The 14,347-nt window shown below is 31.9% G+C and carries 14 protein-coding genes; 12 read left to right on the top strand and 2 right to left on the bottom strand.

Features of this window, described 5'->3' with window-relative positions; all coding sequences use genetic code 11:
- Window positions 1–38 precede the first annotated feature (38 nt).
- The 3 genes from ACUUYC_RS19630 to ACUUYC_RS19620 all read left to right on the top strand — a co-directional run bounded on the left by ACUUYC_RS19630 (window position 39) and on the right by ACUUYC_RS19620 (window position 2,946).
- Window positions 39–944: an SMP-30/gluconolactonase/LRE family protein gene (locus ACUUYC_RS19630; RefSeq protein ID WP_474268578.1), complete on the top strand. Its 906-nt coding sequence runs from the start codon at window positions 39–41 to the stop codon at window positions 942–944.
- 198 nt (window positions 945–1,142) lie between these two features.
- Window positions 1,143–2,456 (top strand): DEAD/DEAH box helicase, encoded by a 1,314-nt coding sequence (locus tag ACUUYC_RS19625; protein WP_474268576.1) that lies wholly within the window; start codon window positions 1,143–1,145, stop codon window positions 2,454–2,456.
- 148 nt (window positions 2,457–2,604) lie between these two features.
- Window positions 2,605–2,946 carry a 7(1) septoil knot domain-containing protein gene (locus tag ACUUYC_RS19620; RefSeq protein ID WP_474268575.1) on the top strand — a complete coding sequence of 114 codons (342 nt, stop codon included), beginning with the start codon at window positions 2,605–2,607 and terminating at the stop codon, window positions 2,944–2,946.
- A 169-nt stretch (window positions 2,947–3,115) separates the two neighbouring features.
- On the opposite strand, the gene ACUUYC_RS19615 is transcribed toward ACUUYC_RS19620, so the two are convergent.
- Window positions 3,116–3,766 (bottom strand): TMEM175 family protein, encoded by a 651-nt coding sequence (locus tag ACUUYC_RS19615; RefSeq protein ID WP_474268574.1) that lies wholly within the window; start codon window positions 3,764–3,766, stop codon window positions 3,116–3,118.
- 93 nt (window positions 3,767–3,859) lie between these two features.
- Between ACUUYC_RS19615 and ACUUYC_RS19610 the strand changes: the two genes are divergently transcribed.
- The 9 genes from ACUUYC_RS19610 to ACUUYC_RS19570 all read left to right on the top strand — a co-directional run bounded on the left by ACUUYC_RS19610 (window position 3,860) and on the right by ACUUYC_RS19570 (window position 11,810).
- Window positions 3,860–4,192: a DUF6660 family protein gene (locus ACUUYC_RS19610; RefSeq protein ID WP_474268573.1), complete on the top strand. Its 333-nt coding sequence runs from the start codon at window positions 3,860–3,862 to the stop codon at window positions 4,190–4,192.
- Window positions 4,193–4,232: 40 nt separating this feature from the next.
- On the top strand, window positions 4,233–6,434 hold the full coding sequence (locus ACUUYC_RS19605; protein ID WP_474268572.1) for a TonB-dependent receptor: 2,202 nt from the start codon (window positions 4,233–4,235) through the stop codon (window positions 6,432–6,434).
- A gap of 195 nt (window positions 6,435–6,629) precedes the next feature.
- Window positions 6,630–7,520, top strand: coding sequence for a tetratricopeptide repeat protein (locus tag ACUUYC_RS19600; RefSeq protein ID WP_474268570.1), 891 nt, complete (start codon window positions 6,630–6,632; stop codon window positions 7,518–7,520).
- Between the two features lie 11 nt (window positions 7,521–7,531).
- Window positions 7,532–8,533 (top strand): sensor histidine kinase, encoded by a 1,002-nt coding sequence (locus ACUUYC_RS19595; protein ID WP_474268569.1) that lies wholly within the window; start codon window positions 7,532–7,534, stop codon window positions 8,531–8,533.
- Complete coding sequence (locus tag ACUUYC_RS19590) at window positions 8,527–9,195, top strand: LytR/AlgR family response regulator transcription factor (protein ID WP_474268568.1); 669 nt, start codon at window positions 8,527–8,529, stop codon at window positions 9,193–9,195. Before ACUUYC_RS19595 ends, ACUUYC_RS19590 begins: the two co-directional genes overlap by 7 nt.
- 96 nt (window positions 9,196–9,291) lie before the next feature.
- Window positions 9,292–10,329, top strand: coding sequence for a helix-turn-helix transcriptional regulator (locus ACUUYC_RS19585; RefSeq protein WP_474268566.1), 1,038 nt, complete (start codon window positions 9,292–9,294; stop codon window positions 10,327–10,329).
- A 145-nt stretch (window positions 10,330–10,474) separates the two neighbouring features.
- Window positions 10,475–10,828, top strand: a complete 354-nt coding sequence (locus ACUUYC_RS19580) for a hypothetical protein (RefSeq protein WP_474268565.1) — start codon at window positions 10,475–10,477, stop codon at window positions 10,826–10,828.
- Between the two features lie 28 nt (window positions 10,829–10,856).
- Entirely contained in the window at window positions 10,857–11,330 is a 474-nt protein-coding gene (locus ACUUYC_RS19575) for a YHS domain-containing (seleno)protein (protein WP_474268563.1), read from the top strand.
- A 291-nt stretch (window positions 11,331–11,621) separates the two neighbouring features.
- A complete protein-coding gene (locus ACUUYC_RS19570) occupies window positions 11,622–11,810 on the top strand; it encodes a hypothetical protein (RefSeq protein WP_474268561.1) in 189 nt (62 codons plus the stop codon).
- Window positions 11,811–11,888: 78 nt separating this feature from the next.
- On the opposite strand, the gene ACUUYC_RS19565 is transcribed toward ACUUYC_RS19570, so the two are convergent.
- Window positions 11,889–14,288, bottom strand: coding sequence for a TonB-dependent receptor domain-containing protein (locus ACUUYC_RS19565; protein ID WP_474268559.1), 2,400 nt, complete (start codon window positions 14,286–14,288; stop codon window positions 11,889–11,891).
- Window positions 14,289–14,347 lie beyond the last annotated feature (59 nt).

Genomic DNA, 14,347 nt, shown 5'->3' with positions numbered 1-14,347 from the left:
GAATATGTATTTTAGTAACAAATTATAAAAACCGAAATATGAAAACTCTTTTTAAAACTATACTATTAGTAAGTCTGTTTTTTTCATGTAAAACAGAGAAGAAGACACCAGAGAAAACGCCTGAAAAAGAAGTTGCTGAAGTAAAATTAACTCCTAAATTATTACATGAGATAAATGGATTTACGCATTGTGAATCAGTTGTGTATGATAAGAAAAGGAATGTGTACTATGCTTCTTTAATTGGAAATAGAGAAAAAGGCGATGGAAGTATTGCTAAAGTTGCTGCTGATGGAAAATTGATTGATTCTATCTTTATTGCAGGGTTAAATGATCCGAAAGGAATTGCCATTACTGGAGATAAATTATACGTAAGTGATGTTAAAATTTTAGTAGAAGCAGACTTAAACACTGGAAAAGTAATTAATGAACATACTAATGAAAAAGCTAAGTTTTTAAATGATGTTGAAATTGCCAAAGACGGAACAGTTTATGTTTCAGACACAGCTGAGTCGTCCATATTTGCATTAACCAACGATGGGAAATTCTCTGAATGGTTTAATTCAGAGGCGTTAGAGCATCCAAATGGTTTGCTAAATATTGGAAATTACATGTATGTAGCTGCTTGGGGAAATGTTGTTGGAGAAGGTGATGCTAAAAAACAAAGTGGTCATTTTTTGAAACTTAACATGGACACGAAAGAAATTACTAAAATTTCAAAAGATACACTCGGAAACCTTGATGGTGTTCAAATATACGATAACGATAGCTTTTTAATCTCTGCTTGGAATACAGGTAAAATAATGAAAATCAGCAAGAACGGAGACGTGGAAGACATCTTAACGGTTGGTAGAAGTGTTGGTGATATACTATACGAACCTTCAACTAAAATACTAGGTCTACCAATGAATATTCAAAGTCAATTGCTGATTTACGAATTTCAATAAGTAAAAAAGTAATAAAAAAGATTCGATAAATTCTAGCTTTCGCAGGAATGACATTCAAATATCGAGAACACTTTAAAAATGAAGCTGTTCTCGATATTTTTTATTTTGAATGTATTCAAATAAAACACACTGACTTACGTTGTTTAATTTCTTTAGTATAATTTTCTAGTTAGCGTAAAATAGCTGTACTTTTGCGGCATGTCAAGAATCATTAAAAATCAACGTGAAATCTTAGCAAAATTGGGCATTCAACAACTCAATGAAATGCAAGAAGAAGCGAAATTGGCGATCAGTTCGCATCCAAATACAATTCTGTTATCACCAACAGGGACAGGAAAAACATTAGCGTTTTTATTACCTATTATAGAAGAGTTGGACCCAAATAGTAATGAGGTTCAAGTCATTATTTTAGCGCCTTCGCGCGAATTAGCAATTCAAATTGCACAAGTAACACGTGACATGGGAACTGGTTTCAAAACCAACGAAGTATATGGTGGACGTAACTTTTCAAAGGATAAAGTTGAATTAAAACATCGTCCGGCAATCTTAGTTGGTACGCCAGGAAGAGTTGCGGATCATTTGCGTAGAGAAACATTTTCTACCAAAGAAATCAAAACGTTGATACTAGATGAATTTGACAAATCGTTAGAAGTTGGGTTTGAAGAAGAAATGAAGGACATCATTTCATTATTGCCACATATTGAAAAACGTGTACTTACTTCTGCTACGAAAGACATGGACATTCCTCGATTTGTTGGAATGCGAAATCCATTGCAGATTAATTATTTAGGCGAAAAAATAGCTAAACTAGCAGTAAAACGGATACTTTCTCCTGCAAAGGACAAATTAGATACTTTATTAAATACAATTTCGCTAGTCGCGAATCAACCTGGAATTATCTTCTGTAATTTCAAAAATACCATTCAATATGTAAGTGACTTTCTAACGTCAAAAGGCATTCCACATGGTTGTTTCTATGGTGGAATGGAACAAAAAGACAGAGAACGTGCACTAATCAAATTTAGAAACGGAACACATCAAATCATCATTGCAACTGATTTAGCAGCAAGAGGAATTGACGTACCTGAGATTAAATATATCATTCACTATCAATTGCCAATGCGAAGTGAAGAATTTACACATCGTAATGGTCGTACAGCGCGTATGCATGCGGAAGGAACTGCATTTGTATTGCAGTGGAAAAATGAAACTGTTCCAGATTTTATCTCAGATGTTGAAGTAGTGGAGGAAATCTCTTCTGGTGAAAGACCAAAAGCTTCTGGTTGGAAAACGATATTTGTTTCTGGTGGACGAAAAGACAAAATTTCTAAAGGAGATATTGCCGGATTATTCATGAAACAAGGAAAACTTAATAAAGACGAGTTAGGCATGATTGAACTCAAAAGTGATTGTGCGTTTGTTGCAGTTGCAGCTTCTAAAGCAAAAGAAGTCATTAAACTAACAACGGATACACGCTTAAAAAAGAAAAAAGTAAGAGTTACTATTATCTAAACAGACGATAGTGAACCAACATAAGCGCGTTCATAATCTATAAATTTACAAGCGAACTTCGGTTCGCTTTTTTTATAATAACAACTCCATAAATTGTAAAACGGATTGATTTAAGTACTTTGTAGCATAATTGAAAAAATCCATTATCATGAAACGTACACTTCAATACTTGCTAGTATTAATTATAAGTTCTCTTTGTATTTCAGCGGCAAGTCATCAAACGCAAGAAAATGATGATGATTGTAAATTTAAAGGCAAAAAACTCTATGGAAAAATCCGTTTTGTAGAAAGTGCGAGCAATGCTGATATAAAAATAAAAATTGTCAATAATTTTCCAGATATCAAAGTCAAGCTTGTAGAAAACTTTGCGAATGATTGTGGCAAGTGGGAAGTTGTGGAATATGGTGAAGACCTAAAAGTTTATGTTGCAGAAAACTTTGCAGACATTAAAGTGAAATTTGTAACAAACTTCCCTGGAATGGTTGATTGATTTATAATTTTCTTAAAACGTCACTTCGAGTGGTTTTCGAAGAAAATTGTATCGAGAAGTACTTCTATTTAAAATGATTATTATTCACAGATAAATAACATCATAGCATTTCTCGATACACCAAATCAGAGATTTGTCACTCGAAATGACGTTATTTTTTATTTAACGTTTATAACTCTTCAACAACTTCAGAAGGCTGAGTTGAGGCGAAATCCAACTTCGCTTTCTTCTTTTTAAAATGACGATTAATCAATGGTTGAAATACAAAAATTAAGACAAATACAAATCGTGAAGTAAGCGGAAGTACAAAAGCTAATATTCCTGCTAATACCCAAACAAAGGTACTATTCAAGGCGCGTGCTTTTTCCCATTGTCCAATAAATGGCGTGACTTCATCTTCATGTTTGGCGATATATCGAATCATCAAATAATTAAAAAATCCAATTGCAGACAGATTGAAACAATAAAAAGCAAAGGGAGAAATTGCATTAAAACCTTTCACATACAATCCAGTAGAAAAGGGCAGAAGTACAATAAATAATAATAGTAAAATGTTTAACCACAATAATTTATAGCTCACTTCTTTTACATATTTCATAATTCGCATGTGTGCGATCCAATACAAAGCAGTTACTAAAAAACTTACCAAAAGTCCAATAAAACTTGGAATACGGTTACCCAAAATACTTCCAAGGTTTTGATTTGAAGCTTCATGTGCATCTGGAATATCAACTTCTAGCACTAACAAAGTCATTGCAATAGAAAATACGGCATCACTAAAACTCACTACACGTGATCTATCAAAAGTTATGGGTTCCATACAATACAGTTTTTTTCAAATATAATATTTATTGAGAAACAAAAAGCAACATTTTGAATTGTTCAAAACCCTTTTCCTATATTTGTAGGACAAATGAAAAGCATAAGCTTCATACTCGGTTTTTTAATTTTAGCATTAGCGCTAAAACCATGTTCTGATGGATTCAATACAGAACATGAAGACAATACTGAAATTAGTATGGAACACAATCATCAAAATGATCATGATGATTCGTGTGCAATGCTTTGTGCATGTAACTGTTGCGGAACATTAATCATCAGTCAAGTACTACCAACATTTACATTGCAATCAAAAATTACAATTTCTACAAAATTATATTCTCATTACGAATCACACTACCGATTTGACATGTTATTTACTATTTGGCAACCGCCACAACATTTCAACAAGCGCAATGTAGCTTAATCAGAAATTATACAGTAACTAACAAATTAAAAATAATATTATGCAAATACGATTATGGAGCACTTTGTTCCTATGTATCATATGCGGCGTTGTCAACGCACAAAATAATGACATCAATATCAAAGTATTTTCAGAACACGAAAAAGAGCCATTATTAGGCGCTAACGTTTTATTTGAAAACTTAAAGAAAGGAGCAATTACCAATATTGATGGAGTTGCAACATTTACAGAAATTCCAAGTGGAACACATAAACTCATGATTTCTTTTATCGGTTTTAAAACGATAGAGACTTCTGTAACATTGCCTGCGTCCAAAGAACTCATTTTTTATATGGATGAAGATGAAGGCGCTTTAAATGCTGTTGTTATTGAAGCAACACGTAGTACAAGAGATATTCGAAGAATTCCAACACGAATAGAAGTTATTGGAGGAGAAGAACTAGGAGAGAAGAACATGATGAATCCGACCAATATTTCTATGGTACTGCGTGAAAGTACAGGAATTCAGATGCAACAAACATCATTAAGTAGCGGAAACCAAAACATTCGAATTCAAGGGTTGGATGGACGATATACACAATTATTACGTGATGGTTTTCCGCTATATGGCGGATTTTCAAGCGGATTGAGCATCATGCAAATTCCACCATTAGACTTACATCAATTTGAAATAATCAAAGGAAGTTCTTCAACTTTATATGGTGGTGGCGCCATTGCAGGTTTAGTAAACTTAGTTTCTAAAACACCTGATTTTGAGCCAGCATTAGACATCATGTTAACGCAAACACATGCGTTGGGAACAACAGCGAATGTCTTTTATAGTAAGCGAAATGAAAAATATGGTGTAAGCTTATATGCTTCTGGAAATTACCAAAAAGTGTACGATCCGGAAGATGATGGATTTAGCAATTTACCAGAAACAACTTCTATATCATTAAATCCAAAATTCTATTATTATCCTTCAGAAGATACTACATTTTGGATTGGTCTAAATGGTACGTTTGATGACCGAATTGGTGGCGATGTTGAAAAGATTGAAAATGGTCAAAATGGAATTCACCAATATACGGAAGAAAACATTTCAAAACGTTTAAGTAGTCAGGCAGTATATACGACAAAGCTTGATTCTGCTCGAAATTTTACCATCAAAAACAGTATTTCGTATTTTGATCGTGAGTTAAATGTGCCAAATATGCAATTTAAAGGAACGCAACTCAATTCCTTTAGTGAAGTATCATTGCAACACAATAATGAAACGAATGATTGGACATTAGGAGCAAATTTATACACAACAAATTTCAATGAAGATGATAGTGCTGCATTGCAACGCGATCAGAATGATGTTACTTTTGGAGCTTTTGTAAACACTACGTTTGATTTATCTGAAAAGTGGATTTTAGAAACTGGTTTACGAACTGATTTAGCTTCAGGTTGGGGAATTTTTGTATTACCAAGAGTATCTTTATTATATAAAAATGACACAGGGTTTTCAAGTAGATTTGGTGGTGGATTAGGATATAAAACACCCGATTTATTTACTGAGGAGGCTGAATTTATCAATTTTGAAAATGTTTTAGGGATTGATCAGAATTCGCTTAGTGCAGAACGTTCTTATGGTTTAAACCTTGATTTTAACTATAAAACGAAGTTATTCAATGAAACAATCGGGTTTTCTATCAATCAATTGTTTTATGTAACTTCTATTGATAATGGATTGTTATTGAACTTAAACTCAGATGGTTTCTTTCAATATGAAAATGCTGACGGAAACATCATAAGTAAAGGAGCAGAAACAAACATAAAGTTCTCGTATGGTCATTTCAAATGGTTCTTAAATTATGCTTTGATAGACGCAAAACTTAATTACTTACCTGGAAATCCACAAAAGCCATTAACTGCCAAACATAATGGAGGAAGTGTTATTATGTATGAAACTAGCACTTGGCGTTTAGGATATGAAACGTATTATACAGGTACACAATTTTTATCAAATGGTACGGAAACCAGAGATTTTGTATCTATGGGATTCTTAGCAATGCGCAACTTCGATTGGGGAGGAATTTATACGAACTTTGAAAACTTTACTGATCGTAGACAAAGTCGTTTTTCACCGTTGGTTACGCCACCACACAGCAACCCTACATTTCCAGAGATTTATGCGCCAACTGATGGATTTATCTTTAGTGTAGGAATCATTATCAAACCGTTTGGAAATCATAGTGAACATCATGATGATGATTAATAAAATAGATTGATAGATCATTTTTTTAGACATCTTAGAAAAAATAAAAACCGTTATTGTACTTAGCAATAACGGTTTTTTTATTTTCATAGATCAAATAGGGAAGTCCATAGATGTTTTTTGAAGATTAGCATTATATTTTAGAGATTCGTATAAGTAATCAAAAAGCGAATAGAAATTTTAACATAGCATCTTATGAAAAAAATAGTAATACTCTTAGGAATTATACTTTTATATGCTTGCAAAAGAGAACAAACAACAACTCAAAAGCCAGTAGTAGTAACTGATAACGAAGAATTAAAAGGAATATACAAGCAAGATCAGGCAGAACGCAAAACAGGCGAAATTGATTGGAAGATCGTTTCTGTAAATGACAGTTTGCGTCGTGTTCGTGTATATCAACTGTTAGATTCGAGTAAAGTAAACACACCGTTAGATTATCATAATGCAGCGATGGTTTTTCAACATGGTAGAGATTCTACAGATTATGGAATGGCAGTACAACTCATGCAAAAATCTGTAGACTTAGACTCTACGGCAGACAAATGGTTATTAGCAGCTGCGACAGATCGTTATTTGTTAAGCAAAAATGAACCACAAATCTATGGTACACAATACGAAAGGCAAAATGGAGAACCTTGGAAATTGTCAAAAATTGATACAACAAAAATTACAGATGAAGAACGCTTAGAATTTAAAGTACAAACCTTAGCACAGCAACGTGAACGTGTTAAAAAGATGAACAGTAAAAAGTTAGCTGAGTTAGTTTCATCAGGGAAATCAATTGAAGAAATCATTGTATTTGTCAAGAATGAAGACTTAAAAACTTCAAAATACGACTTGTCTGAAGTCACAATAAATCAGTTTGGATATAGTATAATGACTGATGGAAACACCAAAGAAGCGTTATCAATTTTCAAACTCAATACGGAATTATATCCTAATGGATTCAATACGTTTGATAGTTATGGAGAATGTTTCTTAGCTTTAGGCGATACAATTAATGCAGTTAAAAACTATCAAAAATCATTAGATTTAAATCCTGAAAATACAAATGCAATAAACGTACTTTCAGAATTAAAATAATAAAAAAATAAATGACGCTATTTCGCATAGAAAATATCATTAAAAAAGAAGTGTATTTGCACATTTTATTTTGGATACTTTACATTGCATATCCGTTTTTTAAATACGCTGATAGTCAGCATGTTTTAATTCAATGGATCACAGGAAATAGTAATATATTAATGCTTTTAATTACCGTTTACACATGTTATTCCTTCTTTTTTTCTTGGCGAAATGCTTATAAAATTCCAATACTACTATTCTTTTTTGCTGTTATGACAGTGCTTGGTGTGTTACTTACAGAGTATATTTTACATCTTTATATATATCATATCGACAAATATTCATACGGAACACATGCATTAGGAATTTTAAGTGAATATATTTTAGTTTGTTTAATATTCTATAGCTTTTACAGCTTTAAAAAATCTTACATACTCAGTAATCACCTTAGAATTGCGGAGTTGAAAAACCTAAAAGCACAAATAAATCCACATTTCTTATTCAACACCTTAAACAATATTTACGCATATACATTAACGAATGATTCAAAGGCTTCAGAATTGATTCTAAAACTTTCAGATAACTTCAAATATGTATTGCATGAAGGTAAAAAAGAGAAAGTTCCAATTGCAATTGATTGGCAACATATTAAAGACTATATGTATATCAATAGTTTGCGTTGGGAAGACAAAATTATATTTAACGTTGATGAAGAAATTCAAGACAAAAATGTATTAATCTCACCATTAATCTTGCTTACGTTTATTGAAAATGCAGTAAAATACACAAGTAAACTAAAAGGTGAAAATATAATATCTATTTACTTAAGAGTTAATGATAAAGAATTATTCTTCACGTGTAAAAATCCGTATAATTCTGAATTTCTTTTAACAGATGATTGGAAATCGAGCGGCATTGGTTTAAAGAATACAAAAAAACGTTTAGAATTACTATATCCTAATCAGCATGAATTAAAAATTGAGGATCAAAATGATCAGTTTTTAGTGAGTTTAAAATTGAATCTATGTTAAAATGTATTATTGTTGAAGACGAAAAAAATGCGCAATCAATCTTGCTGCATTACATAGAAAAAACAAACTTTATCACTTGTGTCGGAGTTTATGAATCTGGCTTAGATATTCCACAGGAAATACTACAAGCAACCGATTTTATGTTTTTAGACATGGAATTACCAGAACTCAATGGCCTAGCGTTCTTAAAAACACTTGTAAATCCTCCAAAAGTAATTATTACTACTGCATATCCAGATTTTGCTATTGAGGCTTTTGAGCAAGCTGTAATCGATTATATGATAAAACCATTCTCATATGTTCGTTTATTAACGGCAGTAAACAGAATACGCACAACGAAACCATTTCTAGACGATTCTGAACATATATTAATCTATGCTGACAAAATCACGCATAAAATAAAACGGAATGATATTCTTTACATAAAATCTGAACTTGATTATGTTGCAATTGTTACTCTTGAAGAAAAAATACTTACACTTGGAAGTTTATCCAATTGGTTAAAAAAGCTAGATACTACAACGTTCATACAAATTCACAGATCGTACATCATCAATACAAATCGACTCAAAAAGATAAAACCCAACGCTGTACTCATAGAAACTGCTGAAATTCCTATTGGTAGTACGTATAAATCAACAATTAAAAAGTTGTATATGTAACCATATAAAAATGTCAAAACAGACTTAACAATTCACGAAGTGTAAATTATCAACTATCTTTACACTTCCGAAAACAATACTAAAAACACAGGTTTCGTGGTCACAAAAATTCATGCTGAAATCAATAAGGTATATTTTATAGAAAAATATACTTTGATTCATATTCTAGAAGGTTCTGGAAATATTCAAGTTGATTTTAAAAGCTATCATGATTGGAGTGACAAAGCTATTTATCTTGAAAAAGGACAATACATAAAGTTTCTTTCAGATGATTTTGTGGTGCGTTTTATTCACTTTCCAGATGAAATTATTTTTAAATCTAAAGATGTTCGAATTCTCTTCAAACACTTAATTTCATTAGGATATATCAATTTCAAAGAATGTGATGATTGTAAAGCTTTTTTAAATACAACCGTGTTTAATGATAGTATGACAGATCTTATTGATGTTTCTACGGAACAATGGTATTGGCAAAACCCTTTTCAGGCAAATAAAGACGAATATCAAGTCATATTTGATGTAAAAGAAGTCATTGATCAAGAGTTTGCAAACAACATTGATACTGCAGCTTTGGCGAATCATTTAATGCATTCTGAATATACGGTAAAGCATTTAGTGAAAAGCAAAATAGGATTGTCTGTTAAGAATTTAATTCAAAATAAAAAGCTCATAGAAAGTCAAAAAGATATTGCGTTTACTGATAAAAACATTCAGGAAATTGCATACGATCAAGGATTTAAAGATCCTGGATACTTCAATCGTACTTTCAAAAATAAAACAGGACAAACACCCAAACAGTTTCGTGATAACTTTGATTATAAAGAGCGCGATTTGTTTATTCAAGATTTGATCAATCTTATTCAAGAATTTCATAATGAGCAACATACGTTAGGTTTCTATGCGGATCAAATGAACATCAGTGTTAAAGCATTGTCAAAGAAAGTTAAGTTAAAAATGAATACTTCTTTAGGTCAATTAATTCGCTCACAATTGATTATTTCTGCTAAAGAAATGCTAGCTCAACAAGAAAGTGTTAAAAATATAGCACACAGCTTAGGTTTTGAAGAAGCCAATCACTTTTCTTCCTTCTTTTCTCACTACGTTGGTGTTTCTCCTTCCAACTATAAAAAGTAAAGTACTTCTAAATATTTAAATCTCAATCATAGAATAAAAAGTACAATTTCCTGCGTGTTTTTTGTAGCTTCTTAACGGCTATTCGTTCGCATATTTGCAATGTTATTAATAACAAAAAATTAATTAACATTTAAAAATAATAAAGATGAATATTAAAGAACAAGCAACAAAAATGGATGGTATCGTAGCTCAAGGAGCAATTGTAGATGCTGTAAAACAATTCTTCGCAAATGACGCTACAACTTCAGATTACAATGGTTTAGCAACGAAAAATAAGCAAGAAATGGTTCAAAAAATGGAAGGATTTGCTGGCGCAATTGCACAAGTAAACGGAATCAAATTGCATCATACAATTGTTGATGGAAACGTTTCCGCTTCTGAATTTACATTCGATTTCAATATGAAAGATGATAGTAAAATTTACTGGCACGAAATCATTCGTAGAGTATGGAATGACAACGGAGAAGTAATTCAAGAAGAATATTTTAATGCACAATAATAATTTACACATCTAAAAAACAAAACAAATGAAAAATATAATAAAATCAAGTATCGTAATCTTAAGTATGTTAGTAAGTACAATTGTACTTGCACAAGACAACAAAGCAAATAATATTGACAACAGTAACATTGCATTGCAAGGATATAGTGCAGTTTCATACTTAGACCTAGGAATTGCTCAAAAAGGAGTGAAGGAATACAAATCAGAATACCAAAAAGTAATTTACTACTTTACTTCAGCAGCACAAAAATCAACTTTTGACAAGAATCCAACAAAATACCTTCCTGAGTACGGTGGATTTTGCGCTTTTGGAGTGTATGCTGGTGCAAAATTTCGTCCAGATCCAAACAAATTTGTTGTAAAAGGAGGAAAGTACTTTTTATACTTATACAATTTAGAATTAGACGCACAACAATTATGGTTAGCAGAAAACAGTCATTCAAAATTGGTGAAAACTGCTAATAAAAACTGGAAAAAGTTAAAAGCGACACATAACTAATAAGGTTTCTTTTATCATAAAGAAAAGCACATCAAATATATGTTTGATGTGCTTTTTTGTTTTAACCTACAATGTCATTCCACACTTGTTGCGGAACCCACTTTTGAACTAATTATCTAAAGGATTCCTGTCTGCATGGGAATGAAAAATGCTACGATATTAGATTGTATAAAGGCTGTAAAACATTATATGTTATACACGTTAGTATTTATAAATCACCACGATAAGTCCTTTGTAAGTCTTAATTTTCATAATAATATTGTGTTATTATAAACCATTAAATATTAGATCATGAAAAAAAGAAATCTAACATCATTAGTACTAAACAAAAAATCTATTTCAAATTTAGGCAGTAAAGAAAATGCTATTAATGGAGGAATTAATAAAACCAATGCATTGATATGTACTGGTCAATGTTCCGTAAACCCAGTGTATTGCAATACGCTTATTAGTTGTCCTGGTAATGGAATTTGCGGATAATATTTTAGTATTGTTTGTGATTATATTATACTAAAATTGCCCGAACCTTTAGCGAAGTCAAAAGGTCGGGCTATTTTTTTACAATCTTCGCTGTTCGTCATTCAAATCAATTGCTTTTACACGTTTCTTTTTTCCTGAACCAAAGTTATACGTCAAGGAAAGCGTAAATTTTCTTGTTTCCCAACGATTTGTCCAATTGGTTCGTACATTATCTTGTTCGGTAATACTTCGCCATCTACTGGTTTTAAAGATGTTATCAGCTCTAACTAGCAAACGTAATTTTTGATCGAAAAAGAATTTTTTCACACGAAACGACATATCATAGGAAGGTTTTGAAACAGAATTTCCATTACGTCCACGACCAGAATAGAAACTATTCCAATAAATTGTCCAATCATTTTTAAGGTTGAATGTCTGATTTACTGTTGTATACCAATTTGTTCCAGTTTCATCATAGCTAAAGTTTGGAATCTCAGATTTTGCATGATTGAATGAAAAATCACCATAAAAATCAACATCCCAAAAATCAAAAGGTGAAACACCAGTGTTAAATGAAATTCCAAGGTCTTCTGCATCTGCAATATTTGCCTGAAACATAGTTGTAATCTGCGTTGCTTCATCATAATCAAAAGCAGTATCCATCATATCTTTTGTAAATTTCGCATAGATAGAAGCAGAAGTTTTTTGCTTGTAAACCCACGTAAAATCGAGCGCATGCGTAAATTGTGGTTGCAAGTTTGGGTTTCCAACTTGAATATTATACGTATCTACATATTCAAAAAACGGATTCAAGGATAAATATCTCGGACGACGAATTCGTCTACTATATGAAAATTTAAATTGATTGTGATCTAAATTGTGATTGATGCTAAATGAAGGAAATAACGAAACATAATCACCTTTATTCGTTGTATTACTTGTTAATGAAGTTGCGTTATAATCTATAAATTCGGCACGCAAACCTGCTTGAAAACTCCAGTTTTCTTTGTTATAATTCATAATTCCGTACAAAGCACCAATGGATTCTTTGTATTTCAATTCGTTGCTACGATTGACATCAAGTTGGAAACCGGTAGTTGCATCACGTTCAAAAAGTAAATTATTATAATTGTTAGACACATAACTATATTTTGCACCAGTTTCCAATTGAAATTCATCCGTTAATTCTTTCTCATAATCAACACGCGTACTTAGAATATTATACTTCGTAGGATTGTCATTTCTAATAATCTCTGGATCTCTATATTGTTGATTGTCCGAAACATTAAAATATTCATTTGAGGTAATTTGATCTTGTGAATTGTTATACGTAGCATAATTTATTTGTGCATCAAACTTTGTGTCTAAACTGTCGGAAGCATAACTGTAATAGAGGTTTCCTGTCAGGCGTTTATTATTTTCATCAAAAGTTGTATTCAAAATCGTAAAACGTTCGTAATTTCCATTATAAAATTCATTGGTGCGTCCTTCAGTTTCTTCATTACTATTGGCAATATTGTAATTCCATGAAGTTCCAATGCTTGCATTTTTAGAAATGTTATATGAAACACCAAACTTTGAAGTCAGACTTGTGGAAATTGGAAACCAATCGTTAATTTGATCCAACGTAGTTTGTAAACCAGGTTCTTCAATACTTTGCACTACATTTCTATGGTTTACCGATTCAAAATAACCATAATACAAACCTGCGTTTATAGTCCATTTTTCTGTCTGATTATATAAATTCAATCCGTAACTATTCTTGATAAATTCGGCATAACCAACCGAACCGTACACATTTCCAGTAAAACCCTGATAGATAGGTTTTTTCAATCGAATATTTAAAATTCCGCCAGTTCCAGAAGCATCATACTTTGCAGAAGGATTTGCAATAATTTCTACTGCTTTGATATTATCGCCAGCCATCGTTTTTAAAAACTGTTTCAAAGCATCACCAGATAGGAGTGAAGGCTTTCCATCAATTAGGATTTGTAGATTTCCATCGCCTCTAAAAATGATGTTTTCGTCTTTATCCAAACGCATGCCAGGTAACTTGCTTAAGGTTTCCAATGCATCGTTTCCTGCGCCAATTCCAGATTTATCAACATCTACAATCATTTTATCGCCAGTCATCTTAATCAAGCGTTTCTTTTGAAGAATGGTAACTACATCTAATTCAGACACATCAACTTGCAGCGAAATATTGAATACTTTCTCAGTTTCGGTTACAGTTATTGTTTTACTTTTAAAAGTGATATAGCCCAAGGTTTCAACTTTTACATAAAATGGCTTATTGGTAAATTGAACTCTGTATTTTCCATCATCATCGCTATATGCATATGTAATCAATTTGTCGTTAGTAGCATCAAACACAGTAACGGCGGATAATGGAAGTAGTTCTTTTGTTTTCGTTGCCGAAATGGTTCCTGTCAAAGTTATTTCTTGCGAAAGCAATATAGAAGTAAAGAAAAATGTGAGAATGATGATGAAATGTTTCATGTATTAAAAATTATATTACTAGCTGTTTTTTGTCATATTACTATTTCGTCACCCTGAAC

The sequence above is a fragment of the Kordia sp. E genome (assembly GCF_056033805.1).
This window is presented reverse-complemented; position numbering and strand designations above follow the sequence as displayed.

Coding starts and splice junctions, on each gene's coding strand:
- ACUUYC_RS19630 (WP_474268578.1), top strand. CDS start 39: ATGAAAACTCTTTTTAAAACTATACTATTAGTAAGTCTGTTTTTTTCA.
- ACUUYC_RS19625 (WP_474268576.1), top strand. CDS start 1,143: ATGTCAAGAATCATTAAAAATCAACGTGAAATCTTAGCAAAATTGGGC.
- ACUUYC_RS19620 (WP_474268575.1), top strand. CDS start 2,605: ATGAAACGTACACTTCAATACTTGCTAGTATTAATTATAAGTTCTCTT.
- ACUUYC_RS19615 (WP_474268574.1), bottom strand. CDS start 3,766: ATGGAACCCATAACTTTTGATAGATCACGTGTAGTGAGTTTTAGTGAT.
- ACUUYC_RS19610 (WP_474268573.1), top strand. CDS start 3,860: ATGAAAAGCATAAGCTTCATACTCGGTTTTTTAATTTTAGCATTAGCG.
- ACUUYC_RS19605 (WP_474268572.1), top strand. CDS start 4,233: ATGCAAATACGATTATGGAGCACTTTGTTCCTATGTATCATATGCGGC.
- ACUUYC_RS19600 (WP_474268570.1), top strand. CDS start 6,630: ATGAAAAAAATAGTAATACTCTTAGGAATTATACTTTTATATGCTTGC.
- ACUUYC_RS19595 (WP_474268569.1), top strand. CDS start 7,532: ATGACGCTATTTCGCATAGAAAATATCATTAAAAAAGAAGTGTATTTG.
- ACUUYC_RS19590 (WP_474268568.1), top strand. CDS start 8,527: ATGTTAAAATGTATTATTGTTGAAGACGAAAAAAATGCGCAATCAATC.
- ACUUYC_RS19580 (WP_474268565.1), top strand. CDS start 10,475: ATGAATATTAAAGAACAAGCAACAAAAATGGATGGTATCGTAGCTCAA.
- ACUUYC_RS19575 (WP_474268563.1), top strand. CDS start 10,857: ATGAAAAATATAATAAAATCAAGTATCGTAATCTTAAGTATGTTAGTA.
- ACUUYC_RS19570 (WP_474268561.1), top strand. CDS start 11,622: ATGAAAAAAAGAAATCTAACATCATTAGTACTAAACAAAAAATCTATT.
- ACUUYC_RS19565 (WP_474268559.1), bottom strand. CDS start 14,288: ATGAAACATTTCATCATCATTCTCACATTTTTCTTTACTTCTATATTG.